The following is a 25531-nucleotide window of genomic DNA, read 5'->3' on the forward strand; positions in this document are numbered from 1 at the left end:
GTCTCAGACGTCCTTCGTCGGGTGATCGAATGTGACCGGAAGTGAATCCAGGCAGATATGTCTGCCGTTCTCGAAGTAGCGGGTGGGTGTGCCCGCCAGGTGGTAATTCGGATACCTGGCGAGTTCGGCTAGGACCAAGGCGAATTCCTGCCGGGCGACGTGTGCCCCGAGGCAGAAGTGGATGCCTTGGCCGAAGGTGAGGTGCCGGATCGGACCGCGATCGAGCCGGAAGGTGTCGGGGTCGTCGAACCGGCGTGGGTCGCGGTTGGCGGCACCGGTGAGCAGCACCACCCGCGCGCCCCCGGGGATCACGGTGTCGCCGACGACGACCTCGGTTGTCGTGCGCCGGGTGCCGTGGTCGACCGGCGCCCACAGCCGCAGCGTTTCCTCCACCGCGGCGGGGATGAGCGCGGGATCAGCCCGCAACCGGTCCTGCAGATCGGGTCGCCGGGCCAGCTGCCAGAGCAGGTGCGCGAGGGTGTTCATCGATGTTTCGTGGCCCGCGATGGCGAAAGCCACCAGCATCACATGCAGTTCGTCGTCGGTCACGGGCCTGCCGTCGAACTCCGCACGGACCAGCGTGGAGAGGTAGTCGTCACCGGGTTCGTCTCTCGCCCTGGCGATCTCCTGCCGGAAGAGGTCGGCGAACGGCGGCCAGAACCCGTCGGCGTTGGGGTCGGCTGCCATTCGGTCCCAGGTGTTGGCGGTGAGATCGCGGATGCGCCGCTGAGCGTCGGGGGAGAAGCCGACTGCCATGCCGACCACCGCGAGCGGTAGCGGGACTGCCAGCTCGCCCACCAGATCGGCGGACCCGCGCCGGGCCGCCGGCCGGATCAGTTCGGCCACCGCGCCCTCGATGCGTGGCCGCAATTTCTGTGCGGCCGCGAGCAGGAACGGAGGGCGCATCAGTGACCGGTAGTTGCCGTGCTCCGGCGGGTCGTACTCCAGCGGGGCGAAGCGTGGCGTCCCTTCGGCTTTCGGGAAGAACACGCCCGCGGCCGAACTGTAGGTCTCGTGGTCGGTGAGGGCTGCGGCCACGTCGTCGTAGCGGGCGAGCAACCACATCCCGCCGTAGGCGGGGGAGTAGGTGACCCGGCTCTGTTCGCGGATCGCCCGATGCACCTCGATCGCCACATCGGGGGTGAAGGCTGGATCGTGATGATCGAATCGCTGGGCCAGACGGGCGAATTCGGCCTCGGGAAGCAGTGTAGTCATCGCGGCACCGCTTCCACGGCCGGGGCGAGCTGGGCGAAGGGGTGGATGCGGTGCGGATCGTAGGTCTCGTCGACGACCCATTTGACCAGTCGGCGCATCGGTTCGATCCCGTCCTGCGGGGTGTCGGAGCGGAAGTGCGTGGCGAAGCCGAGTGAGACCAACCGCTGCGCGCCCGCGTGAGGCGCGAGGTCACGCAGCGTGCGTTTGAGCGATTCCGGCCATACCCCCACGGTCTGGGTGTAGGCGTTCATCGCGTCCAGTGCTCGTTCCGGATGATCGATCGGGACGACATTGGCGACCCGGCCGCTGAGCGAGGCGTGGAAGTCGACCGGTTCGTCGGACAGCGAGACCAGCACCGCGCCTTCGTCTTCAGTCCCGCCGAAGACGCGGAAGAAGGCCGGGCTGGTGCGCAGGGCGGCGATCTCGCGGCGCAGTGCGGGGTCGAATCGGGTACCGGCCGTACTGACCGCTGGAGGCAGGGCCTGGATCTGTTCGTGGAGCAGCTCGCCCCACCGCACCGCCCGGTCGATGCCCGCCGTGTCCGTGCCGGTGCAGACGTAGACCACCCGGGCGTTGAAGCACGCGTCCTGATTGAGCAGGCCGACATCGGCGGCGGCGAGGGCCGCGGTCTCGTGCCGGGCGTCGTCGTCGGTGAACGCCTCGGGCCCGATGACCGTCGCGCTGAGCTTCGGATCCAGGGTGACCAGTTCCAGCCCCGGCTGCTGATAGCGGGTGAGGTGCCGGACGGCCGCGAATCCGCCCCAGGCGACGAGCTTTTCGACATGAGCCGGCCGGTAGAGCTCGCTTTCGAACCGCTCGTCCCCGCCGCGCCAATAGGCGACGGCAAGGTGCCGCACCAGCGGATGCGCCGGATCGACCTCGGCCATCGTCCGTGCCAGCGCGACGGCGGTGAAGGGGTCGTTGGCGGGCAGTTTCACCACTGCGTCGCCCCGGGTGAGGGCATTGCGCACCAGGGTGATCGCGGCGATGATCGGGTTGTTGCCCGCGATGACGTGCACGGTCCTCGCCCCGAAGGCCCGCACCCGCGCCGAGCCCCATTCGGCCCAGCCGTCGAGATACCGGATGCCGATGGTGTTCTCGGCCAGGTCGAGGGTGGTCTCGCGGGCGAACAGTCCGGCCAGTTGAGCGTAGGTGGAGCGCAGCACGGGCTCGGTGAGTCCGGAGCAGCCGACGAGTTTCGGGAGGGCTTCTCGCAGGTGGGGGTTGTCGTCGGGGTGCAGTCGCTGCCCGACCTCGTCGAGGAAGTCGATGATGTCGGCGGTCGGCAGTTCGTGGATGTCGCGCATGCTCGTTGGTCCGGGGCAGACGAGGCCGGGAAGCAGGCGGTGTGCGTCGGGTGCCCGGAAGGCCGCGCTCCCGGCGCCGAATTCGGGACCGTCGTCGTGCACGGTTCGCCCACGCACGAACGCGGGAGCCAGCGGTGTCCCCGTCATCACAGTGCCCCGTTGAGGAAGGTCAGCGCCTCGTCGAGCGCTTCGGCGGTGGCGGCGCAGGTGATCTTGTCGTCCCCATCGGGACCGGCGAAGCGACTGATGGCCGCGCCGATCCGCGGGGTGGTCCGGCCGCAGACGCACGGTTCCCAGTCCACTGTCACCAGGTCGCCGGTGACGATGCCGCCCCAGTTCAGGTCGGCGGTCAGGTCGTAGAGGGCGACTCGGCCGGTCGTGGTTCCGGTACGCGGCAGGACCGCCCCTGTCTCCGGGTCGAGCAGGTACAGCACCAGCCACGGTTCGAGGTGATAGCCACCGGCACCGCACTGCAGGTTCAGCGACATCACCTCGACCATGGCGTACACGAATCGCAGGGCGGGCACACCCGCGAACCGGGCGGTGCGGTCGGCCCAATCCTCCGGCAGCGCACCGGCTTTGGAACCACCACCGGCGAAGATCACCGAGTCCGGTGCGAAGACATCGGTGAGTCCCTGTTCGGCCGCGCTGTCGGCCATGCCGGACAGCACATCCCAGGTCGACAGGGCCGCCACCCGGGAACCGGCCAGCTCGTCGGCGAGGCGCCGCACGAACGAGGTCATTCCCGGTCCGGTGGCGCGCAGGGCCTCGGTGAACTCGGCCCGTCGCAGCGCGAGTGCGGGCGGCACCTCCACGCGGCCCGCTTCGCCGCGGGCGGCGGCTGCCCGGAGCCTGCCCGCCAGGAACATGACATCGGCGGAGAGCAGCCCCGGGTGCAGGCAGTGCATGCGTTCGGGTGTCAGCGCGATCTGCTCGGCCATGGCGGTCGCGTGCCGGGCGATGCCGCTGCGGCCGGTCCGAAAGCTCGGCCACACCACGTCGACGCCGGTGTGGTCGTCGTGGGGAAGCACGTCCATGCGCACGATGCGGTACAGCCGGTCGTACTGGATCTGAGAGTGCGGGATGAACGACATGGTGCCGGTGGTGCCCGACGAATGCGCCAGGCGCAGTTCGGTTCGCTCGTCCACTAGCGCGAGCCAGTCGTCGATCGAGGTGCACCCCGCGACGTCGAGGCCGGTCAGGTCGACGGTGGTGAGTCGCGACATCCACGTGTTCATCCGGTCGAAGCGGTTGTCGACCAGCAGTCGTGTCGGGTACGCCTTGTAGACCGTGTGGGGGAACAGTAGGGCCGCCGCGTCGTCGATGGAGTCGAAACCGTCGATGTGCTGTTCGGTGGCGAGCGCGTCGAGAACCGGTATGCGTGGTCGCAATTCGTCGAAGCGCAGGCGTAGCGCGTCCAGTTGGAGTGCGGTCAGCTCCCTGGGATCCATGGTGTGCATGGCGATACGTGACCGGTCGAAGTAGGTGGCGGCGTCCTCGGCGAAGGTGCGCAGGTCGGCGGTGGTGGTTACGGGAGTTGCGGTCATCGATGGCTCCTCGAGAGCAGGTCGGCGAGCGCCCCGGCGGCGGCGTCGATCGTGGGGTGATGCCACAGCAGCGTGGCCGGAATCTGTTGTCCGAGTAGCACGGTCAGTTCGCGACGCAGGAACGCGGAGAGCAGCGAGTCGAAACCCAGCTCCGTCAGGGCGATTCCCAGCGGAACCTCCGTGGGGGACACGCCGAGCAGGTTCGCCACGGACGATCGCAGCAGGGTGACGAGCGCGGCAGGCAGATCGGCTGGTTCGAGGGCTGTCCACCCGGCACCCGGACTGACGGCGGGGGCCGGGGCGAGGCCTGCCAGCAGCGGTGGGTGGGCTGGGTGCGGGACCACGCGCAGCACAGCGACATTCGCGCCACCTGCCGTGATCGGCCCGTCGAGGGCGCGCAGCGCCTGCTCCGTCGAGATGTCGGCGGTGCCGTGGACGGCGAGTTCGGCCGTGATCGCCGTCGAGGACGTCGACATGCCGAGCCCACGCCAGCTGGTCCAGGCGATGGCCCGGCATCCGCTGTCGCCGAGGGCGCGGCGGTGGCGGGCGAAACCGTCGGCGAAGGCGTTGGCCGCGCTGTAGACCGGTTGACCAGGCAGGTGCAGCAGCTGGCCCGCCGAGGAGAACAGGATCAGGAAGTCGAGATCGCCGGGCGCGAACAGTGCGCCGAGAGCGAGGGTTCCGGCCACCTTGGCGGCCAATCCCTGCTCGACGAGGTCGGGCCGCAGGTCCGCGACCGGCACGTTCGCCACGGTGCCTGCCGCATGGACCACGCCGCGCAGCGGAGGCAGACCGTGGGCGTCGGTGTCGAGGGCGGCGGCGAGCGCGGGCCGGTCGGCCACGTCGGCGGCCACGGTTCGCACGGTGACACCCTGAGCTTCCAGTGAGCGTTGCAAGCGGTTCGATCGCCGTGGCGCAGCCCGCCTGCTCACCAGAATCAGCCGGCGGGCGCCGCACTGGACCAACCACTGGGCGGTGATCGCACCAAGGGCTCCGGATGCCCCGAGGACCGCGTAGGACGCGGCCGGATCACAGCGCACACCCGATGTGCCGGGGTTCGACTGGACCGGCACCGCGCGCAGGTGGTGCACGTGGCCGTCGATGACGGCGGCGACGTCTTCGCCGGAGCCCGGTGGTATGCACAGGTGTCTGCGCAGCGCGGCCAGGTCGTCGGCGGTCGGGCGGGCGGGTAGGTCGACGATCCCGGCGAAACTGTCCGGGTATTCGGCGAGCAGGGCCCGGCCCGCGCCCCACAGTGCGGACTGTGCGAGATCGGCCGGAGTAATGGCTTCGGCTGCCCCGCGTGTGACGCACCACCACGGTCCGCGCCGGGTCCGCGCGGTCTCGAACAGTTCGGTGACCATGCGCCGCACCGACTCCTCGACGGATTCATGTGTCCGCGGCCTGGGCGCGCAGACCATGATTCCGTCCCCGTCGGTGCCTGAAAAGGCTTGCCGCAGTGACAGGTCGTCCCCGGAAAACGTGATACCGGGTGCCGCGGTGGTACCGGGATCTGGTTCGCGGATCTGCCAGCGCAGATCAAGAGTGGCGGCCGGCGACTCGGCGTCGATGTCCGGCTCGGCGTAGCGAACACCCGTCAGGCAGGCAAGCAACCTGCCGTCGGAGTCGGACAGGTCGGCGTCGACCCGTAGTCCCGCCCGGACGGTGACAGTGAGCACCAATTCCGCCGGTGGTGGTCCCGACGGGAAGCGGCACTCGGCGATGTGAGCGGGCATGCGGAGTACAGGTGGCCCGGGGAAGACCACCGACGCCGCCGACAGGGCCGCATCCAGAAACGTCGCCCACGAATCGGGCGCGGCCGCTGTGCTTTTCACTCGGGCGGACAAACCCTGGTCGTTGCGCTCGGCCTCGATGATCTGCCAGTGCAGACCCATCGATGTCACGCCAAGCGCGGCGAGCCGATCGATGACGAAGTCGGCGGGCAGGTTCTCGCCGCGGTACCACAGCACGGGTGATCGGCGGGTCTGGCCCGTCGCGCGCCGGTAGTGGGCCGTGGTGTGGGTTTGCCACGCTCCGTCGGTCCGGGAGGAGAGGGTGAGCCTGCCCGCCGAAGCGGTGACCTGGATGTGTCGTGCCGGCTCCATGGTGACCGGTACCCGAAGGGCGATGTCGTAGAGCCGCCGGCCGGGTACCGCCGCGGCGAATGTGTGCAGCAGGATCGCGGCGGGCACGATCTCGCTGCCGCACACCGGGTGGTCACCCGGATAGGGCCGGACGGTTCGGTCGAGGTAGGTGTGCCAGACGCGGACCGGCGGTGTGGTGTTGACGACAGTGGGCTCACCACCGAGCAGCGTCGCGGAGGAAGGGTCGTGGCCGACGATGGCGGTGGCCGCCTCGGTCGTGTGCCGCCAGTAGTGCCGGTGTTGCCAGCGCATGGTCGGCAGGTCGACCAGAGCGCCTTCGGGATACATGGCCGCCCAGTCGATTCGGGCACCGAGCCGATACAGCTCACCGACCGCGGTGTGGAAGGCGGCAAGTTGGGGACGTTGTCTGTGCAGAGTCGGGACAGCCCGGTATGTCTCGTCGATCTCGGCGAGGGAATGGGCGACGACCGGGTGGGCCGAGATCTCGAGGAAGGTGCGATGCCCGTCGGCCCCGGCAGCGGCGACGGCGTCGGCGAAGCGCACCGGCGCGGCCAGATTCGTCGCCCAATACGCGGCGTCGCGAGGCCGTGGATCGCGTGGATCGGTGAAGGCGGTTGTGTACAGCGGTATCCGAGCCGGGCCAGGCTCGAGATCGGTGAGTTCGTGAGCGAGCTGCTCGGCGATCGGGGTCAGCGAAGGGCTGTGGAAGGCAAGGTCGGAATCGACACGGCGGATCGGGATCCCGCGTGCGACCCATTCGTCGGCCAGCGCGTCGACCGCGCGGCGGGTGCCGGAGACCACCGTGCTGCCGAACGACGACCGAACGGCCGCGCACACATCGTCGTAGCCCGCCAGTTCGGCTGAAACCTCGTCGAAAGCGCGCGCCACCATGATCATGGCGCCCCGGCCGGTGGCCGGTTCCAGCAACCGGGATCGCACGCAGATCAGGCGCGCACCGGCCGCCGGATCGAGCACGCCCGCGACGACGGCCGCTGCGATCTCGCCGACCGAATGGCCGAGCACCGCAGCCGGTCGCACCCCGTGCGCCCGCCACATCGCCGCGAGCCCCAGCTGAGTCAGGAAGATCGCGCACTGTGCCGTCGGGGTGTGGGAGAGGTCGCCCCGGCGCAGCAGATCTTCGGCGCTGCAGCCCCATTCGCTACGGAACACCGGTGACACCTCGGCCACGGCGGCCGCGAAAGCCGGGTCGGCGTCGATCAGTTCGGCACCCATCCCCGCCCATTGCGCTCCGTGCCCGGAGAACACCCACACCGGATCGTGCGGTGGTGCCGAGCGGTGGTACTCGGCGGTGACGGCTGCGTCGAGGCCCGCGAGGAGTTCGGCGGTATCACCGGCGAGCACCGCCACCCGGTACGGGAGGTGACTGCGATGCCGGGCCCGTGTGAAGCACACGTCGGCCGCATCGATATCGGGATGCGATCGTACGGCGGTGGCAAGCGCCCGCAGTTCGTCGCGCAGTCCCCCGGCCGAGGCCGCGCTGACAGCACAGAGGTGTTCGGCGCGAGGGGAAGTCGTCACCGGCGATACGGGCGGCGCGGCATCGACGATGATGTGACACAGGGTGCCGCCGTAGCCGTAACTCGCCACACCCGCACGTGCGGTGTGCTCGGTCGACGGCCAGTCAAGGGTGGCGGTGGCCAGGGCGATACCGTTGCGATGCCAGTCGATATCGGATCGCGGTCCGCTCGTCGTCCGCGTGGGCGGGATCGTCCGATGATGCAGTGCAAGGACGACTTTGACCAGACCGGCGATACCCGCGGCGGCCTCGAGGTGGCCGATGTTCGGTTTGACGGAACCGATGAGGCACGGTTTTCCCGACGGGCGCGCGGTGCCGAATACCTCGGCCAGCGCGGCCGCCTCGGCCGGATCGCCGGCCCTGGTCCCCGTCCCGTGCGCCTCGACATAGTCGACCGACCCCGGTGACACTCCGGCGTCCGCGCACGCGGCCCTGGCCAGATGTTGCTGGGCGGGACCGCTCGGCGTCATGATGCCGCTGGTTCGCCCGTCCTGACGGATGGCGCCGCCGCGCAGAACCGCGAGCACGCGGCGCCCGGCGGCGAGCGCGTCGTCGAGCCTCTCCAGGACGACGAAGGCACACCCCTCACCGCGACCGTATCCGTCCGCGGCGTCGTCGAACGACTTGGACACCCCGTCGTCCGCGAGCACACCGGCCTCGGCAAGCGTGACCGACAGCGCGGCGTCGCCCATCAGCATCACACCACCGGCGAGCGCGAGCGGAACGGAACCGTCGCGCAGCGCCGACATCGCCTGATGCACCGCGACCAGCGACGACGAACAGGCGGTGTCCACGGCCACGCTCGGGCCGCGCAGGTCGAGCGCGTGTGAGATGCGGTTCGCCGCACCGCACAGCGCGGCACCGATACCGGTCCACGCGGTGACGGTCGACGGGTCACCGAGCAGTCTGCGGCCGTAGTCGTCGGAACCGATTCCGGCGTACACGGCGGTGTCTGTCCCGGTCAACGTGGTCGGGTCGATTCCACTGTGCTGCAAAGCTTCCCAGGCGACCTCGAGTGCCAGTCGGTGCTGGGGGTCCATGTGCTCGGCCTCGGCGGCCGGAATGCCGAAGAAGGCGGCGTCGAATCCCGCGATGTCGTCGAAATAGGCGCCGGGACGCAGTGCCCGCCGAACTGCGGGCACGTCACGATTGTCCGGCAGGCGTCCCGGTGGCTGCTCGCCGACGACGGTGCCGCCGCCGGTGATGAGCCGCCAATATGCCCACGGGGAGTCGATGCCCCCGGCGAAGCGGCAACCGATGCCGATCACCGCCACCGGTGTGTGTCGTGTCATGCGTCCTCCCGAGCCGGGCGCCGACCGGGAGGTGTCCCGGTCGGCGCGAAAGAGCCTGTGCCGCCGACGATCAGGCCAACGGGCCGATGTCGCCGTAGAGCCAATTGCCGGGCGCCTGCGGATCGGGGCTGGTGTAGTACTCGTGCCAGGCATCGAGCAATTCCTCGACCGACAGCGAACCGCTGCCGTCGCGGTCGAGCCGCTCGAAGGCCAGCCGGCTGTTCTCGGGCGAGGTGCCGAAGGCGCGCTGGTACTGGAAGAACTCCTCGGGCGAGACCTTGCCGTTGTTGTCGGCGTCGCACAGCGCGAACAGGGCCTCGGCGAGCGGACGGAAGCCCTCGCGGTACACGTCGCCACTGGCGGCGAACTTGCGCAGGCCTTCACGCCATTCGGTCTTGCTGATCAGGCCGTCGCCGTCGGTATCGAACTCGGTCGACACGTTCTCCCAGAAGTTCTGGAAGGCGACCAGCAGCGCCTGGGCCTTGGGGGAGTCGAACGGCGCGTCGAGATAGGCGATGATGCGAGCCGCCAGGGCGATCACGTCGGCCCGTTCCATCACCCCGTCGCCGTTCTGGTCGCCGTGGCCGAAGCACACGTCGAACTTGCGGTCGAGCATGTCGGATACCACTGAAGTCATTGCTGACACCACCTCGTAAGTAAGGGGAGGACACGAACTGTGGAATCCCGCGGCGAAATCGCAAGGGAAGCGGGAGATCTCGAAGTTAGACCGCGGCTATCAGTCGGTGCAATGGTCCAGTTAATGCCTGGAACGCGGGTCGCGACGTGCTCGTGACACCTAATCGCCAGGCCGCAGCGGGGTTGCCGAACTCGGGACGGCCCTCCCGGGTGATCGGGTTTGGCACGGTTTTCTGGTGAAGATGGCACGGAAAATTGGGCTCGGCCGCTCGCGGTCCGAATGCGCGGAAAGCGGTCGGAAAGTGGCGAGTTCCCCTGTTATGCTTGTGTTTTCGCAGCTTGGGAGTTGTCGGCACGGTCGAGCTATCGGGGACAGGCGCGGAGGTGGGGTATGCGGATCTATGCGGGTGTGCGCGAAACCGATGAGCGGCAACACGGCGGGCGAGATACGCCCGGCGGACACCCGGCGGAACATTCGTCCGGCCGACGCGGCGATGCGGAGCCCGTCCCGTCGGGTTTGTCTGGTTCAGGGCAATCGATGGGCGAACCACCGCATCGTGAATTCGCGTGCCTGCTCGATACGGCAGGCCGCGGCGGCGGCGGGGGGATCGCCCTGCGCGGGCAGCGGGACCTGAACCGGCTGGCATTCGGGTGCCGTGTGCGCGCCGACGAGGACTTCACCGCCACCCTCTGGACCCTGAGTACGGGCTCGGTGCTGGTCGCCCGGCTGCGCACCTCGGGTATCACCGCAGAGCGCGACGGCGGCGCCGTCCATGATCATTACGGCCAGTACCTGCAGTTGAGCCTGGTGATAGATGGCCGGGTCGCCCTCGAACAACGGGGCGCCCGCTCCGTCGCGGCGTCGGGGCAGGCGTTCGCGGTCTGCCTGGACGCGCCGTTCCGGTCGGTGCTGTCGCGGGGTGAGGCGTGCGCCGTCGACGTGCTGCACCTGTACGTGTCGATGGGCGCGCTGACCGCCTGGGGTCTCGAGCCCGCCGCGGCGGGCGGTCAGGTGTGGGCGCTGTCCGGCGCCGCGGTCTCGGCGCTCCTTTTCGCGCGCGATCTCGCCTGCGGCGCAACGAGTCCCGCGCATCTGGGCATCGCCGCCCGGATCGACGAGATCGTCTTCCGGTCGGCCGTGGTCGCGCTGCTCGAACGCGACCTGGCCGGGGCCGCGATCGAGATATCGACCGAGGACATGCTGCGCCGCCGCGCGATCGACGTCATCGACCGCGGTTTCACCGACCCGGCCATGAACCCCGACGCGGTGGCGCGACGCCTGCACGTGAGCAGAAGGACGCTGTTCCGCGCCTTCGAGCTGCAGGGCCTGTCCGTCGCCGGACTCATCCGTACCCGCAGATTGGTGGCCGCCGCGACCGCGCTCAGCGAAAGCTCACGCAGTATCCGCGAGATCGCCGAGACCTGCGGATTCCGCACGGCCGACCAGCTCTCCCGCGCATTCCGGGCCGAATACGGCGTGCCACCCGCCGCGTACCGCACCGCACGGCGTGCCGACACGCTCACCGCCCGGTGCGCGCGCCAACCCTTCGTGCACACCACCAGAACCGCGTTCTGATGCGCTACCGCGCGGAGGTGTCAGACGCTGTAGCGCAGCGCCTGCTCCGAACGGCAGATGTCGTCGATACCCGCGACGATCTCCCGCAGCTGCTCCGAGGGCAGGGCCGACGGACGCAGGCGGCAGGTGAAGGTGATGAGGCCGTAGTCGGCGGGAGTCAGGCCGCGGGCGGCGGCTTCGGCCCGCAGGTACGGCGAGCGCACACCGTAGGTCATCGCGGAGATGACGGTGAAGCAACCGGAGCGTTCCCGGTGCTCGGAGAACAGGTCGTGCAGGCCGTAGAACACCGAGCCGTAGTTGGCCAGCGGTGCGAACACGCCGACGCGGTAGGCGGGGCCGCGCTCGGAGGAGTTGATGACGGTGTCGGCCAGGTATTCGGCATCGCGCATGGTGAGCACCTTGGGCGCGAACATCAGCGCGCCCGCCGCCGCATTGCGTACGGGCATACCGGCGCGGCCGCCCGCCGCGGAAGCGATGGCGCCCAACGACTTACGGGTGCGGGTGCCGACCTCGCGCCGCGCCCGCAGACCGCGGGTGGGTGCGGTGGGGTACAGGCTCGACCACTGCCCGAACCGGACCGCACCGAGGGTGACCTGTCCGGTGCCGACGGGGCGGGTGACCTTCAGCGGCGCGGTGTCGACCCAGCGACCCACCTGCAGCGCCGCGCTGCCGGGGTTGGTGATCTCGGCGGTCGCGTGCTCTACGAAGGAGTCGAAGTCGAGGAAGCGGTCGGCGTCGGTGGTGAGCCAGGTGTGGTCCTTGTCGACCTCGACCACATCGAGGGTGAGCGCGGTGATGATGCCCGCGCGCCCGCCCGCGCCGAGGATGCGCTGGAACCGTTCGGTGTGGTGGCCACGCCCGCAGGTGCCGATCCGGCCGTCGGGGTCGACGTACTCGAGGTCGACGATCTGATCGATGAACATGCCGTAGCGGTGCGAGGCGGTGCTCACACCGCCGACGGAGGCGAAACCGCCCGCGGTGATGTCGCGGTGGTCGCCGACCACGGGCAGGCCGAGGCCGTGCGCGCCGAGGCGCCGGTCGATCTCCGACAGCTTCGCTCCGGCCTGCACCCGCACGGTGCGGCGACCGAGATTGATGTCGAGGACCGAGTTCATCTTGCGCAACGACAGCACGCCACGCTGATCGGCCAGCCCGAACGAGGACTCTTCGGTCGGTTCGCCGCCACGTACCGTCAGACGTTCGGCTCGATCACGCGAATCACGCACGGTGCGAACGACATCCGCAGTGTCGGTGGGGAGATATTCTTCGGAGGTGACGGTATGCGGCGTGCCCATGACCGCATAGCTAACCACAGCGCGGCGATTCTGGCGACGGGTAGTTCCCACCTATTTCCGCGACGGCGGAAGTTGCTTGCTGAACAGGACTTTTCCGGTCGCGTCGCACAGGTCGACCGTCAATTCCCCGGTGCCGCCGTCGATGCGGACCTCGCCGAAATGCTGGTACTCGAGATCGAGCGGCGAGGTGTTCGGCGCCGGGGGCGCGTGCACGAAAACGGCCTCGGGTCCGAAGGTCGGGTCGAGCGGGTTGGGGCCGAAGGCGCCCGCGTTGAGCGGCCCGGAGACGAACTCCCAGAACTCGTCGAAGTCGGTGAAGTTCGCGCGCGCGGGCGAGTAGTGGTGTGCGGCGGTGTAGTGCACGTCGGCGGTGAGCCAGACGACGTCGCGCACCTTGTTCGCCTTGATCGCCGACAGCACCCGGGCGATCTCGGTTTCGCGGCCCGACGGCGCGCCCGGCGCGGCATTGGCGACGCCTTCGAACGCGGTCTTGCCGTCGGGGACCACCACGCCGATCGGCAGATCGGCGGCGACGATCTTCCAGGTGGCCGTGGACTGCTGCAAACCATCGATGAGCCATGCCGTCTGGGCCGCACCGAGCACCTGACCCTGGGGCCCGGTGTTGGCGGTGTTGGCGTCTTTGTAGGCGCGCATGTCGAGGACGAAAACGTCGAGCAGCGGGCCGTAGGAGATCTTGCGGTAGAGCCGTCCGTCGACGGCCTCGCGCGGCTCGAGCGGCATCCACTCGTGGAACGCCTGCCAGGAGCGGGTGGCGAGGGTGTCCATGCTGCGCTCGGTGTAACCCTTGTCGGCGGCGACGGTACCGCCGGGCGACCAGTTGTTGGTGGTCTCGTGGTCGTCCCACTGCACGATCTGGGCGACCGAGGCGTTGAAGCGACGGTAGTTCTCGTCGGTGAGGTTGTAGGCGTAGTTGCCGCGGAACTGGTCGAGGGTCTCGGCGGGCTGGTTCTTGGCGTCGGCGGTGATATTGCGCCACACCCGGCCGTCGGGCAGCGTCACCGATTCCTTCAGCGCGTTGTCGGCATAGATGACGTCACCGGAATGCAGGAACAGGTGTGGGTCGCGAGCGGCCATGGTCGCGAAGACCTTCATGCCGCCGACATCGGGGTTGATGCCGAACCCCTGACCCGCTACGTCGCCGGACCACACCAGCGAGATATCGGCGGGCGCGGTGGGGGCGGTGCGGAACACGCCGCTCAGCGTCTCGGAGGTCGCGCCGTCCTCGCCCTCCAATCGCACTCGGTAGTGCACGAGCTGCCCGGCGGGCAGGCCGTTCACCCGTACGCGCCCGGTGCCGTCGGTGGCGGGAGTGAGCAGCGGCCCGGTGAACCGCCGCACGTCGCTGAACTTTTCGGTGGCCGCCGTTTCGACGACCAGGGTGGCGGGACGATCCGAGCGGGCCCAGATCAGCGCGCCGTCGCTACGCGGGTCGCCGACCGCGATGCCGTGGGTGAGGGTCGGCCTGGCCCGCACCAACCCGGGGCCGGCACCGCAGGCGGCCAGCGCGGGGCCGGTGAGCAGACCGAGAGCGGAGGCGCGCAGCAGCGTGCGCCGGGACATCGCGAAGTCGACCATGTCCTGCACCGTGCCCGGTCGAGTCGAACGGGCGGTCGTGTGTACGGCAACAGCCGGTGAACGCTGCCGGACGGAAAGCCTCACGTCCACCTGGGCGAAAGGAACTGTTCAGCGGTCAAAGACCAACGGCGGCAGCGGTTTCGGGGTACCAGCGGGTGCATTCCGCACGCAACGGGACGGCCGTTCGGAGCTGGCACAGGATGGCGACGCCGCCGAGGAACGAACGCAGCAGGGGAGTGTCGGCCGGTGGCATGGTGAGCTGGCGCAGGATGTTCGACAGGCTCAGGTCGGTGGCCAGGCGCACCTGCTCACGCAACCAGTCCGCCGACAGCGGGTAGGTCGGCGACATCAGCGCCTCGCGCACGGGACGCAGACGCTCGGCGACGGTGGCGATGTCGAGGTCGCCGCCGGGGGCGACATAGCCGTGGCGGCGCAGCGCGGCTTCGAGGTCGGCCACGGATTCGGCGACGACGGCGGCGCCCACGTCACCGGCGACGGTGAGGAACGCGGGCGTCCAGGGCGTGCACGCACCGAAGTCGACCACCCCGAGCCGCCCGTCGGGCATGCGCAGGAAGTTGCCGGGGTGCGGGTCGCCGTAGATGAGGGAGGCGCGCGCGGGCGCGGAGAACAGGAAGCGCAGGATGAGTACGCCCAGCCGGTCGAGTTCGGCCGGTTCGGCACGAGCTATCAAGCGCGACAGCGGGATTCCGTCGAGCCACTCGGTGACCAGCACGTCACCGCGCTGCGCGATCACCCGGCCGACCACCACATCCGGATCGTGGCGCAGGGCGGTGCGGAAGTGCTCGAGGTTGGCGGCTTCGCGGGCGTAGTCGAGTTCGGCGCCGATCTCCTCGCACAGTGCCTCGATCACCGGACGGGTCTCGGCACCCGGCAGCAAGGCGGTGAACAGGGGAGTGGCTCGGCGCAGGACGCTCAGATCCGCCAGCACCGCCTGCCGCGCACCGGGGTACATGACTTTCACCGCCACCGGTGTGCCGTCGTGCCAGCGGGCCCGGTGCACCTGACCCACCGATGCGGCCGCCGCGGCGCGGTCGTCGAACTCGAGGAACAGCGAACGCCAGCGGGGACCAAGATGGGTGGCGAGTTCGGTGTGGACGGCGGCGGGCAGCATGGCAGGGGCCGAATCGTGCAGGCGCGCAAGGGCTCGGCTGTACGGTTCGGCGAGATCGGGGGCGAGCCCGAGTTCGAGCAGGCCGAGCAACTGGCCGAGTTTGGCGACGCAGCCTTTGAGCTCGCCGAGCACCTGGAAGAGGTGTTCGGCGGTGCGGTGGCGGATCTCGCGCTCCACAGTGGCCGCGTCGCGTCCGGCCGCCCGTCGGCCGATTCCCGCTACGCGTCTGCCCATATAGGCGACGGGCACCGCTGCCAGCCTGGTGCCCCGGGCGACCCGGCCGGTGGGCGGCGCCCCGTCGGGCTTGCGGCGGGGAAAACGCACGACACGACCCGCGTCGAATTCATCTGCGGCCATGTCCACCTCGCCCTCCCCGTCGACGGCCACGCGACCTACATCTTCGGCCTGCGTGTGCGGCACACGTTACCAACCGGTCGTGGTGGCGTCCGCACATCAGGACCTGTCGAACAGGCGACTGCCCGAGCAGAGGTGCGACTGCGTGATCCAGGTGCCCGCGGGCTCAGCCGATCACGCTGCAGGCAGGGCGCTGCCGAACCTGAGCGGCGAGCCGGGCTCAGGCGAACCGAGCGGCAGGCCGGGCACAGCCGAACCGGACCGCGGGCGGAACTGAGCCGAACATCGCTAGGCGGCTCAGCCGAGGGCGCCGAGCCGGTGCAGGCTGCCGTGGATCTCCTGGGTCCAATCCCGGTGGGCCAGTTGGGCGTAGTCAACCCAGAACATCCCGATTCCGTCGCGGGTGCCGCGCAGCAGGCCGCCCTGGATATCGGCCTCGAGGACCACGGCCATGCCCGTTTCGGTAGCGACGAAGGTGACCTCGAGCTGGTTCACCCGCGGAAAATGCGGAGAACGGCCGAATTCGAGTTCCTGATAGAACGGCAGCCGCTGCGGTGTGCGGTTGATGCGGCCCGCCTCCACGTCGGTGCGCAGCAGCGGAAAACCCATGCGCCGCACCGCGTCGAGCACCACGTGCTGCGCGGGCAGCGCGCCGATGCCGATCGGATCGGTATCGGTGGAATCGACCGCACCGTGCAGATCGACCACGGTGCGCAGGGCCACCGCCGCGCCGGGCAGGTGGTGGCCGTCGAAGAAGGTGATCGGGGTTTCCAGCGGAACAGGTGCGGCGAAACGGAATTCGGCGATCCGGCCGGCACCCAGTGTGAACGGCCCGGTGACGGCGACGCGGCCGAACGCCTGATCGGCGACGCGCTCCTCACCGTCGGAGTATTCGCGCTCGACGCGGGTGATGAACTCGACGGCCACCTGCCCGACCGCCTGGTCGACACGCCCACCGCGCAACCGGATGACACCCTCGACGACACCACCCGGCTGCACACCGGGAGTGAACAATTCGGTGTCGACCTCGGCGCCGCCGACACCGGCCGCGGCCAGCATTTGCTTGAACATGTGACCAGTCTGGCCGACGGCGCTTACGAGATGCTTATCAGGCGCGGCGGTGCCGAGCCGACCGGTGGCACAGGGGATCGGCGTCAGCTGGCGGCGCGGTCAGGGATGCGGGTGGCCTCGATCTGGTGATCGGTGGGCTTCACGCCCTTCTTGAGGCTGTGGGCGTACACATCGACGTATTCCTGACCGGTCAGGCGCATCAGCTCGTACATCACCTCGTCGGTGACGGCGCGCTCGACGAAACGGTTGCCGCTCATGCCCTCGTAGCGCGAGAAGTCCAGCGGGGCACCGAACTTCAGCGTGACCCGGTGACGGCGCCACTTGAACGGTCCGGGCGGGGACACCTTGTCGGTGCCGATCACCGCGACCGGGATCACCGGGACACCGGTCTCGAGTGCGAGGCGGGCCATGCCGGTCTTGCCCTTGTAGAGGCGACCGTCGGGGGAGCGGGTGCCCTCCGGGTACAGGCCGACCAGGCGGCCTTCGTCGAGCAGCTTCTTGGCCGCGTTGAGCGCGTCCTCGGCGGCGGTGGCGCCGCTGCGGTCGATCGGGTACTGGCCGGTGCCCGAGAAGAAGAACTTCTGCAGACGGCCCTTGAAACCGGGGGTGGTGAAGTACTCCGCCTTGGCCAGGTAGTTGATGCGGCGCGGGCTCAGCAGCGGCGCGAACAACCAGTCGGCGAAGGAGAGGTGGTTACCCGCCATGATGGCCGGCCCGTCGGTCGGGATGTTCTCCACACCTTCCACAACGGGGCGGTTGTAAAGGTGCATGAACGGTCCCACGAGTACGAACTTGAGCAGCCAGTAGAACATGGCGTCCTTTCCCCGGGGACCGGGATGGTTGTGTGCAGCGTCGTTCGGAAAACGACTTTACCGCTGGTCGCAGGTCACAACCAACCAGGACGGTAGCCGACAGGCATGGGTGTGACCCTCATCTCCCGGTAGTACCCGCCAGTGGCGTTCCAATCGCGGCGCGAGCCAATTCGGCGGCACCGATCATGCCCGCCGCCTCGCCGAGCTGGGTCGTGCGCAACCGGACGAGCGGGCGATGACCCGAGCCGGTGACGGCGCTCGCGTAGTGCTCGCGGGCCTCGTCGAGGAACAGCGGCGCCGAACTGCTCACCCCACCGGCGATCACCACGAGATCGGGGTCGAAGATGTCGCTCACGAAGGCGAGGCCGAGCCCGAGCCAGCGCGCGAAGTCCGACATCACCCGCACCGCGAGCGGGTCACCGTCCTGGGCGGCACCGGCCACCCGTCGGCCGGTGAGCGAACCGGGATCGCGGATCACATCGCGCGCGAGCACCGAACGCACGGGGTCGGTGGCGAGCATCTCGATCGCGGTGTCGGCCAGCGCGGTTCCGCTGCAATAGCGCTCCCAGCAGCCGCGTTTGCCGCATGCGCAGGCACGGCCGTCCGGGACCACCTGCAGGTGGCCGAGTTCGGGCGCGACGCCGTGGCTGCCACGGTAGAGCCGACCGTCGATGAGCAGAGCCGCACCGATGCCGGTGCCGATCGCGACGAGGACGACGGTGTGCCCGCCCGCCGCCGCGCCGAAGCGGTACTCCGCCCAGCCCGCCGCGTTGGCGTCGTGCTCGAGAATCACGGGCAGTTCCAGCCGGGTGGTGAGCCGCTGGGCCACCGGCGCGTCCTGCCAGGGCAGGTGCGGGGCGAACCGGACGGTGGTGCGGTCGGCGGAGATGAACCCGGCCACCGCGAGCCCGACCGCCGCGATGGGATGCCTGCGGGCCAGTTCACGCACGGACCGGTCGATGGCGGCCTCGAGCGCGCGGGCCGAATGCGGTGTCGGCGCCTGCACGGTGTCGAGCACCTCACCGTCGGCGTCGACGACGGAGGCGCGGATATTCGTGCCGCCCACGTCGACTCCGACGGTCAGTGGGTGGGTACTCGCCTGGCTCATCCCCGGATCGTGACCGGAATATCGACATAACGCGAGCGTGGCGCGCGGGCGCCCGCGGGCTTCTCCTCGCCGGGCGCCGGACGTGCGCCGGAGCCCGCGGTGAACTGCCCTGCGCCCGACGCGGTTTCGTCCGGGGGCTCGGGGGTGATGTGCGGGGTGCGTGCGCTGAATTCGTCGATCCGGCGTGGGCGCGGGGTCGGCTGTTCACCGAGACCGGTGGCCCGAGCCGAATCCTCGGTCGCGGTGGACCCGTTCGACCGCGGCGAGGCGGGTCGATCGCCACGCGTGCCCGGGCCGCTCGGCGCGTGCGGGTTGCGCTGATCGCCGTGCGTGGCACCGGCAGTACTCGTCGGATGCGTCCCGGACGCTTCGTCGGTCGGCTGGTATCGCTGTGCCCGGGTGGCATTCTCGCGCGTGTGGCCGGGGTGGCCCGCGGCGTGATCGGCCCATTCCGGGGGCAGGACCGGCTCGACGGGGACGCCGGCGAGGGCTTCGCGTAGGACGGTCACCATCGAGGTGCCGTGTTCGGCGAGGGCGGCGACGACGTCGTGGTGGTCGCCGCGGACCAGGGCCGCGGCCGCGCACACCGGGCACCAGGCGCAGCCGCCGAGGTCGGCCGCGCCGTCGGCGGCGGTGCGGCGCAGCACCGGTTCGACGCGCGCGAGCAGCACTTCGGCGAGCAGGCGCAGCTCCTCGGCGAACTCGGCGAAACCGTCGTGGTGGCGATCGGACTGCCTGTCACTGCTCATGTGCGCCTGGCCTTCGTGTAGTTCGGATCGGCGGGCCACACCTGCGGATCGGGCCGGAACCGGACAACGAGATGACCGTCGTCGAGCTCGGCGCCCGCCACCGTGCAGCGGCGAAGCACCGGCGCGAGGCGCACCCTGGTGCGCACCCCGTCAGCTCCCACGATCAGATCGTCCTCCACTCGGCCCAGCCGCAAGGTGCCGGGATCGACCACCGGCAGCCGCATCCGCATCGCGTACACGGAGTCGACGCCGGAGCCCGACTCCCATCGAACCATCGGTTCGCCCGATTCCGCAGCCCCGAGCGACGGGCGGGGCAGCGTGTCGACCGAATAGGAGAACGCGGACAGTGCGCTCAACCCCACCGGTTCGGCCCCGGCGTGCTTGGCGACGATGATCGGGACATCGGTGAGCTGCTCGTGCAAACGCGCGACCACCTCCAGCTGTTCGGCGCGCCGATTCAGATACCAGTGCACCGCCGGGTGCGCGTTCTCACCGGGCGGCGGGACGGGTGCGAGCACCTTGTTCACCACCACCGCGTCCAATCGCAAGCCGAGCAGTGCCGCGGCCGACCGCACCCGCCGGGCCTCGGCCACCGCGACCTGCTCCGGTCCGGTGACCAGACGCGCGCTGGTGCGGGCGCGGTCGGCGAGCAGGTCACGGACCTGTGTCACCGCGTTCACCACCCGCTCCACGGCCGCAGCGAGTACCGCTTTGCGCAGGTCGGTGCCGATCGCGCTCATCGTGCGGGCGTGCTTGGGCCAGAGCCGTTCCAGGTAGTTGAGCAGGGTGTCGGGGGCGGTGACGATACGTAGCATGTCGGCCGAGGGTGGACAGTCGACCACGATGACGTCCCAGTCGTTCTCCTCGGCGAACTGCCCGATCTCCACCAGCATCAGCAGTTCCTGCACCCCGGGCAGCCCGGTGAGCTCGGCGGGATCGAGTGCGGCCAGGTCGATGCCGTGATCGTGGCCGCTGCCCTTGTCCAGCATCCGCACCACATCGCGGAACCGGTCCTCGAGCAGGGCGAGGGAATCGATCTCGATCACCTCGATCCCCGGCGCCACCCGGGCGACTCCGGCCACCGTGCCCGGGTCGTGCGGGAAACGGAAACCCAGCGCGTCGCCGAGGGAATGCGCCTGGTCGAGCGAGGCGATGAGCACCCGCTCACCGGCGCGCGCGTAGGACATGCCCGTCGCGCAGGCCAGCGTCGTCTTCCCGACCCCGCCCTTGCCGACGAACAGTTCGACGCGGGTGATGCCCGGGGCGCTCAGCCCTCGACCCGCTTCTTCAGTTCGTTCAGCGCCGTATCGGTGATCACCTTCTCGGCCTTGCGCTTGAACATGCCGATCATCGGAATGTTCAAGTCGACGGTGAGCTCGTAGGTCACCTCGGTGCTGCCGTCGGGACGGTCCAGGAGTTCATAACTGCCGTCCTGGGCTTTCTGCAGGTCGCCGTCGAGAAGGTGCCAGCTCACCGCCTTGCCGTCGGCTCGCCAGGTGTAGCTGAGGGTGTAGGCGTCTTTGACGACGCCCGCGTCGAGCACGAAACGCGCGGTCGAGGCCCGGCCCGTCGCATCGGTGCCGAGCACCTCGACCGATTTCGCCGCGGCCACCCATTCCGGGTAGGACTCCAGATCGGCGATAACGGCCATCACCTGCTGCGACGGGGCCTCGATGACGATCGATCTCTTGGTCCGGTCGGGGGCCATGGATTCCTTTCGTTACAGCGCCGAGGCGGGTGCGACGCCCGCGGGGCGGCCCGCTTCCAGCCGTGCCTTCAGTTCGAACGACATGTCCTTGCCCGCGACCCGCCGCGCGCGGTTGGCGGCGGCCAGCGCCCGCGGCGTGAGCGGCTTGCTCGCGGTGGGCTCGGCGTGCAGGAAGTAGTGCAGGATCGCGCCGTCGGCGACGGCCTCGAGCCACACCTCCATGGTGCCGGTCAGCGGGCCCGCGACCGTCCAGCGAATGCCCTTGTCGCCCCGGTCCTCCCGCACGTCGAGGTGCAGGTCGGGCCACCAGCGGCGCCAGTTGTTCGGGGCACCGAGCACCTCGGCGATCGCGGCGGGCGGCGCGGCGAGAAAGGTCTGATCGGCGACCTGGATACTGCTCACCTCGCTGAGAGTAATGGACGCGCCACCGCGACAGTCCGGGGTGTCACCCGAGCAGTTGCCGCAGACGGGCTCCCTGGCGATCCCAATGCCAGTTCCGCTGCACCCATTCGCGGCCCGCGGCACCCATGCGCGCGGCGTTGTCGCGGTCGGTGAGCAGCTCGACGATGGCATCGCTGATCTGCGGCAGCGAGCGACCGTGCACCACCAGACCGGTTTCGCCCTCGCGTACCGTCTCCGGCGCCCCGCCGGAATCGCCCGCCACCACCGGCACCCCCGTCGCGGATGCCTCGAGGAACACGATGCCGAGGCCCTCCACGTCCAGGCCCGCGCCACGGGTGCGGCACGGCATGGCGAACACATCGGCGATGGTGTGGTGGGCGGCGAGCTCACCGGAGGGGACGCGGCCGGTGAACACCACGCTGTCACCGAGGTCCAGTGCCTCGGCGAGGCCGCGCAAGCGGTTCTCGTACGGTCCGCCGCCCGCGATGACCAGGACCGCGCCGTCGACCCGTTCCTTGATCTCGTTCATCGCGACGATGAGCATGTCCTGGCCCTTGCGTGGCACCAGCCGCGACAGGCACAGGATTGTCGGCCGGTCGCCGAGGCCGTAGCGGGCGCGCAGCTCGGCGCGGGCACCCGGGTCGGGGCGGAATTCGGACGGATCGACGCCCGGGGGCAGGTGTTCCAGCGCCGCGCGCGGGCCGAACGCCGAGGCGAACCGGCCCCGGGTGTACTTGCTGACGTAGGTGACCACATCGGTGTTCTCGCCGATCGTGCGCAGCACCTGGCGCGAACCGGGCAGCATCGACCAGCCGACCTCGTGCCCGTGGGTGCTGGCCAGGATGCGTTCGGCGCCCGCTCGCCGCAGTGCGGGCGCCATCGCGGCCAGTGGCGCGGCTGCACCGAACCAGACTGTGTCGCAATCATTTTCGCGCAGCAGAGCGCTTGCTCGCTTGATCACGGCAGGTGTGGGAAGCATGAGTGTGGTCGGATGGCGGACCACCCGGAACTTCTGGGTGGCGTCGAACTTCTCGTGACTGTCACCGCGCCAGCGGGGGGCGTAGACGACGAGGTCCTCGGGGGGCAGCTGCTGGGTCAATGCCTGCAGATAGGACTGGATACCACCCGGCCGAGGTGGGAAATCGTTGGTAACCAGGAGAGTTCGGGCCATAGTGAACAACCTAATGTGTCGGTGCCTCGGCGCGGGGCGGCGGTCGGGCGAGGTGGCCGGTGGTCAGACAGCGTTGGCGCGCAGCCAGGAGCGCCAGCCGTCGAGCAGCTGGGACCGGGAGGCGCCGAGCACGGTGGTGAATGCCGCGTCCTGTGCGGCGGTCGACTGCGGACCCCGCGCGAGCTGCCGGTACAGGTGGGTGAGCGCGGCGGGACCGTGCTTGTCGGCGAGGTAGGCGCACACGCTCCACGCCGACTCGTAAGCCAAGGCGGCGTCGGTCCCGGTGAACTCCGCGTCGGTGACCAGGTCGGCAGGCAGCGTGCCCGCCCGTAATCGGGTAGTGAGGGTCGGGGCGATCTGCGAGAAGGTCTGACCGCTCGCGCGCTGGGCGACGTACTCGGCGAAGCCCTCGAGCATCCACTGCGGCGCACCGTCGACGGTGACCGCGCGGGTGGCGACGTGGGTGAGCTCGTGGCGCAACAGGGTGGCCATGCCTTCGTCACCGACGCGGCGACGCGCATCGGGATTGAACACGATGCGCTGTTCGATGGGCTCGGTACCGGGCGCGTAGGAGCCGGTCAACGACACCGCGGCCACGTCGGCGGTGGTCGAGGCCCCCGCCCGGCGGGTCAACGCGGTGAACTCGGCGCTGTTGCTCGCGACCACGATGACCGGTGCCCGGTTCCACTCGGTGCCCCACACGGCGCTGACGTCGGCGATCGCGGGCGCGAGCTGGGCCTCGAGTACCTCGAGATCGGCTTCGTGGCCCGGATGGGCGACCACCAGCGCGGTGTCGGCGCCACCGGCCTCGACCTGACGCACCAGAATCGGCCCGAACGGCTGCACCTCGCGGCGCACCGGGGCCAGGCGCGGATCGTCGATGCCGACGGTCGTGCCGAGCACCTCGGCCTGATCGGTGGCCAGCTGCAGCGGTCCGGCGTTGCGCGGCACCAGGATCAGGGCGACGCACGCCCCGGTCAGCAGGGTGACCGAGGCGAGCGTGAGACAGAATTCGAGTCGGCCACGCGCCGACAGCCAGGTGCGCACGTTCACGGCTTCAGTATCGCCGGGCCGAGTGATAGGGGGTGGTGTCGATGGGTGCGACGGCGACCGGCACACCGAAGGTGGAGGCGTGCACCATCATTCCGTTGCCCGCGTAGATCCCGACGTGCGAGATCTCCGGATAGAACAGCACCACGTCACCGGGTTGCAGATCTTCCTTGGCGACGGGCGTGCCGTACCCGGCCTGCGCGGAGCTGGTGCGCGGGACGTTCTTGCCGACCTGCTTGAAGGCCCACTGCACGAGACCGGAGCAGTCGAACTGGTCGGGGCCGGTGGCGCCCCACACGTACGGGTCGCCGACCCGGGTGAGGGCGGCGGCCAGCGCGCTCGTTCCGCTACCGGGCACGAGGCCCGCGAGCAGGCTGTCGCGATCGAAGCCGGGCGGGAAGGGGGAGCCGGCGAGCGTCGACTTGTCGCGCGCCGACAGCGCACCCCATGCCTCGACGACCTGCGTGGTCGCGGCCGCGAGGTCGGCACGTTTGCGGTCGACATCGGCGCGCACGGCCTCGGCGGCGGCGGTCGCGGCGCGGGCGGCATCGGCGGCGGTGCGGGCGGTGGTCTCGGCGGCGGTCGCCGCGTCGGCGGCCTTCTTGAATTCGCGGACCGAGTCGGCGGTCTGCTGGGACAGCACGTCGAGGGTCGACATCTTGTCCAGCAGTTGCTGGGGGGAGTTGCTCGACAGCACGGCGAACATGCGGTCGGTGCGCGCGCCGGTGTAAGCGGCCACGGCGGCGCGGTCGATCATCGGCTGGAACTTGCGCACCTCGGCGCGGGCGGCGTCGGCTACGGCCGTCGCGGCGGCGAGCGCGGCGTCGACATCGCGCTGGACGGCCAGTTTCGCGTCGAGTTCGGTTTGCGCGGTCAGGGATTCCTGGTTGACCACTTCGGCCTGCCGCGACAGGTCGACCATGCGGGCGATCGCGTCACCGGCGGTGGTGGGTAGGGCGACCGGGTCGGCCGCGGAGGGGCCGGCCACGGCGGCGGTGCATACCAGGACGGTCGCGGACAGGGCTCCGGCCAATCCACGCGCTGCGTGAAATCTCCGGTGTTGTGATCTCACAGTGCCCCGTGCCCCGTTCTCTCGATATCCGACGATGCAAGCGCCTTACCTGAACCCGGACTTCCCCGTCCGCCACGAAGGTCTCGATCAGATTACGGAACGGCGAGGGTTCGTGTCCAGTGGGGCACGAAAGGGTCACGGTGCGCCCTTCCCCGAGAACGACGCACCGTGCCGGCTGGATCAGAAGCGGCGAGCGCCCGCGAACGGCATCGAGTCGAGCGACGCGACGTGCACCGGCGAGCCCGAGGTGGCCGCGTGGACGACATTGCCGTCACCGGCGTAGAGGCCCGAGTGGCCGCCGCCGTAGAACGACACCAGGTCGCCGGGGCGCAGGTCGCCGATCGACACCGGAGTGCCCGCGCCGAGCTGGGCGCCGCTGGTGCGGGGCAGCTCGATGCCCGCCTGGCGGTAGGCCCACTGGACCAGACCCGAGCAGTCGAAGGCGTCCGGGCCCGCGGCACCGTAGACGTAGGGGGAGCCGACCTTGCTCAGCGCGGCATCGAGGGCGATGTCGGCGGCGGTAGCGGTGGGCGCGGTGAACACGTGCGGCGCGGCCGGGGCCTCGATGCCGGGGATGCCCGCCGGGATCGGGATCTCGTTGGGCACCTCGAAGGTGCCGATGCCGGGCACGGTGACGGGCGTCGCCGACGCGGGAGCGGCCGGCAGGAGGAACGCGCCGATGGTGGCAGCGCCGACGGCTCCGGCGGCAACGGCACGCTGCGCCTGACGCTTGACGGTGTTGGTCGCCATGATGCGGTACTTCCAATCTGCCCCACGACGTCCCGTCCGTATGACG

At 70.0% G+C, this 25531-nt stretch carries 20 protein-coding genes; 1 reads left to right on the plus strand and 19 read right to left on the minus strand.

What is annotated here, in order from left to right; translation table 11 throughout:
• Positions 1-3: 3 nt before the first annotated feature.
• The 5 genes from LDL21_RS26580 to LDL21_RS26600 form a co-directional block, all read right to left on the minus strand.
• The gene (locus LDL21_RS26580; protein ID WP_225282224.1) at positions 4-1215 is read right to left on the minus strand and encodes a cytochrome P450; all 1212 of its coding nucleotides are present in this window, start codon (positions 1213-1215) and stop codon (positions 4-6) included.
• Positions 1212-2669: an acyl-CoA reductase gene (locus tag LDL21_RS26585; RefSeq protein WP_225282225.1), complete on the minus strand. Its 1458-nt coding sequence runs from the start codon at positions 2667-2669 to the stop codon at positions 1212-1214. The genes LDL21_RS26580 and LDL21_RS26585 overlap by 4 nt, the downstream gene beginning before the upstream one ends.
• Entirely contained in the window at positions 2669-4069 is a 1401-nt protein-coding gene (locus LDL21_RS26590; RefSeq protein WP_225282226.1) for a phenylacetate--CoA ligase family protein, read from the minus strand. The genes LDL21_RS26585 and LDL21_RS26590 overlap by 1 nt, the downstream gene beginning before the upstream one ends.
• Positions 4066-9003: a type I polyketide synthase gene (locus tag LDL21_RS26595; protein WP_225282227.1), complete on the minus strand. Its 4938-nt coding sequence runs from the start codon at positions 9001-9003 to the stop codon at positions 4066-4068. Before LDL21_RS26595 ends, LDL21_RS26590 begins: the two co-directional genes overlap by 4 nt.
• Before the next feature lie 70 nt (positions 9004-9073).
• A complete protein-coding gene (locus LDL21_RS26600; protein WP_181700948.1) occupies positions 9074-9640 on the minus strand; it encodes an EF-hand domain-containing protein in 567 nt (188 codons plus the stop codon).
• A gap of 537 nt (positions 9641-10177) precedes the next feature.
• Here LDL21_RS26600 and LDL21_RS26605 point away from each other — a divergent pair.
• Positions 10178-11215 carry a helix-turn-helix transcriptional regulator gene (locus LDL21_RS26605; RefSeq protein WP_225282228.1) on the plus strand — a complete coding sequence of 346 codons (1038 nt, stop codon included), beginning with the start codon at positions 10178-10180 and terminating at the stop codon, positions 11213-11215.
• Between the two features lie 20 nt (positions 11216-11235).
• On the opposite strand, the gene LDL21_RS26610 is transcribed toward LDL21_RS26605, so the two are convergent.
• The 14 genes from LDL21_RS26610 to LDL21_RS26675 form a co-directional block, all read right to left on the minus strand.
• Positions 11236-12510 carry an FAD-binding protein gene (locus LDL21_RS26610; RefSeq protein WP_067495966.1) on the minus strand — a complete coding sequence of 425 codons (1275 nt, stop codon included), beginning with the start codon at positions 12508-12510 and terminating at the stop codon, positions 11236-11238.
• Between the two features lie 51 nt (positions 12511-12561).
• Positions 12562-14106 (minus strand): alkaline phosphatase D family protein, encoded by a 1545-nt coding sequence (locus LDL21_RS26615; RefSeq protein WP_225282229.1) that lies wholly within the window; start codon positions 14104-14106, stop codon positions 12562-12564.
• Positions 14107-14221: 115 nt separating this feature from the next.
• Positions 14222-15595, minus strand: a complete 1374-nt coding sequence (locus LDL21_RS26620) for an ABC1 kinase family protein (protein WP_225282230.1) — start codon at positions 15593-15595, stop codon at positions 14222-14224.
• A gap of 294 nt (positions 15596-15889) precedes the next feature.
• Positions 15890-16663 carry a sporulation protein gene (locus tag LDL21_RS26625; RefSeq protein WP_225282231.1) on the minus strand — a complete coding sequence of 258 codons (774 nt, stop codon included), beginning with the start codon at positions 16661-16663 and terminating at the stop codon, positions 15890-15892.
• Between the two features lie 83 nt (positions 16664-16746).
• Positions 16747-17475, minus strand: a complete 729-nt coding sequence (locus LDL21_RS26630; RefSeq protein ID WP_067495956.1) for a lysophospholipid acyltransferase family protein — start codon at positions 17473-17475, stop codon at positions 16747-16749.
• Positions 17476-17593: 118 nt separating this feature from the next.
• Positions 17594-18583, minus strand: coding sequence for an ROK family protein (locus LDL21_RS26635; protein ID WP_067495953.1), 990 nt, complete (start codon positions 18581-18583; stop codon positions 17594-17596).
• A complete protein-coding gene (locus LDL21_RS26640) occupies positions 18580-19332 on the minus strand; it encodes a serine/threonine-protein kinase (protein WP_225282232.1) in 753 nt (250 codons plus the stop codon). The genes LDL21_RS26635 and LDL21_RS26640 overlap by 4 nt, the downstream gene beginning before the upstream one ends.
• The gene (locus LDL21_RS26645; RefSeq protein ID WP_305082694.1) at positions 19329-20603 is read right to left on the minus strand and encodes an ArsA family ATPase; all 1275 of its coding nucleotides are present in this window, start codon (positions 20601-20603) and stop codon (positions 19329-19331) included. The genes LDL21_RS26640 and LDL21_RS26645 overlap by 4 nt, the downstream gene beginning before the upstream one ends.
• Positions 20600-21040, minus strand: coding sequence for an SRPBCC family protein (locus LDL21_RS26650; RefSeq protein ID WP_225282233.1), 441 nt, complete (start codon positions 21038-21040; stop codon positions 20600-20602). Before LDL21_RS26650 ends, LDL21_RS26645 begins: the two co-directional genes overlap by 4 nt.
• 12 nt (positions 21041-21052) lie before the next feature.
• Positions 21053-21442, minus strand: coding sequence for a polyketide cyclase / dehydrase and lipid transport (locus LDL21_RS26655; protein WP_067642979.1), 390 nt, complete (start codon positions 21440-21442; stop codon positions 21053-21055).
• 43 nt (positions 21443-21485) lie between these two features.
• Positions 21486-22613 (minus strand): glycosyltransferase family 4 protein, encoded by a 1128-nt coding sequence (locus LDL21_RS26660; RefSeq protein ID WP_225282234.1) that lies wholly within the window; start codon positions 22611-22613, stop codon positions 21486-21488.
• Between the two features lie 63 nt (positions 22614-22676).
• Positions 22677-23666, minus strand: coding sequence for a peptidase MA family metallohydrolase (locus tag LDL21_RS26665; RefSeq protein ID WP_225282235.1), 990 nt, complete (start codon positions 23664-23666; stop codon positions 22677-22679).
• Between the two features lie 4 nt (positions 23667-23670).
• Positions 23671-24651: an NlpC/P60 family protein gene (locus LDL21_RS26670; RefSeq protein ID WP_225282236.1), complete on the minus strand. Its 981-nt coding sequence runs from the start codon at positions 24649-24651 to the stop codon at positions 23671-23673.
• A gap of 264 nt (positions 24652-24915) precedes the next feature.
• On the minus strand, positions 24916-25485 hold the full coding sequence (locus LDL21_RS26675; protein WP_181700930.1) for a C40 family peptidase: 570 nt from the start codon (positions 25483-25485) through the stop codon (positions 24916-24918).
• Positions 25486-25531 lie beyond the last annotated feature (46 nt).

The organism is Nocardia rosealba (genome assembly GCF_020216065.1).
Taxonomy (GTDB): domain Bacteria; phylum Actinomycetota; class Actinomycetes; order Mycobacteriales; family Mycobacteriaceae; genus Nocardia; species Nocardia rosealba.

Coding starts and splice junctions, on each gene's coding strand:
- LDL21_RS26585 (WP_225282225.1), bottom strand. CDS start 2,669: ATGACGGGGACACCGCTGGCTCCCGCGTTCGTGCGTGGGCGAACCGTG.
- LDL21_RS26605 (WP_225282228.1), top strand. CDS start 10,178: ATGGGCGAACCACCGCATCGTGAATTCGCGTGCCTGCTCGATACGGCA.
- LDL21_RS26660 (WP_225282234.1), bottom strand. CDS start 22,613: ATGGCCCGAACTCTCCTGGTTACCAACGATTTCCCACCTCGGCCGGGT.
- LDL21_RS26610 (WP_067495966.1), bottom strand. CDS start 12,510: ATGGGCACGCCGCATACCGTCACCTCCGAAGAATATCTCCCCACCGAC.
- LDL21_RS26625 (WP_225282231.1), bottom strand. CDS start 16,663: ATGTTCAAGCAAATGCTGGCCGCGGCCGGTGTCGGCGGCGCCGAGGTC.
- LDL21_RS26620 (WP_225282230.1), bottom strand. CDS start 15,595: ATGGCCGCAGATGAATTCGACGCGGGTCGTGTCGTGCGTTTTCCCCGC.
- LDL21_RS26650 (WP_225282233.1), bottom strand. CDS start 21,040: ATGGCCCCCGACCGGACCAAGAGATCGATCGTCATCGAGGCCCCGTCG.
- LDL21_RS26675 (WP_181700930.1), bottom strand. CDS start 25,485: ATGGCGACCAACACCGTCAAGCGTCAGGCGCAGCGTGCCGTTGCCGCC.
- LDL21_RS26590 (WP_225282226.1), bottom strand. CDS start 4,069: ATGACCGCAACTCCCGTAACCACCACCGCCGACCTGCGCACCTTCGCC.
- LDL21_RS26615 (WP_225282229.1), bottom strand. CDS start 14,106: ATGGTCGACTTCGCGATGTCCCGGCGCACGCTGCTGCGCGCCTCCGCT.
- LDL21_RS26635 (WP_067495953.1), bottom strand. CDS start 18,583: ATGAGCCAGGCGAGTACCCACCCACTGACCGTCGGAGTCGACGTGGGC.
- LDL21_RS26630 (WP_067495956.1), bottom strand. CDS start 17,475: ATGTTCTACTGGCTGCTCAAGTTCGTACTCGTGGGACCGTTCATGCAC.
- LDL21_RS26640 (WP_225282232.1), bottom strand. CDS start 19,332: ATGAGCAGTGACAGGCAGTCCGATCGCCACCACGACGGTTTCGCCGAG.
- LDL21_RS26600 (WP_181700948.1), bottom strand. CDS start 9,640: ATGACTTCAGTGGTATCCGACATGCTCGACCGCAAGTTCGACGTGTGC.
- LDL21_RS26595 (WP_225282227.1), bottom strand. CDS start 9,003: ATGACACGACACACACCGGTGGCGGTGATCGGCATCGGTTGCCGCTTC.
- LDL21_RS26580 (WP_225282224.1), bottom strand. CDS start 1,215: ATGACTACACTGCTTCCCGAGGCCGAATTCGCCCGTCTGGCCCAGCGA.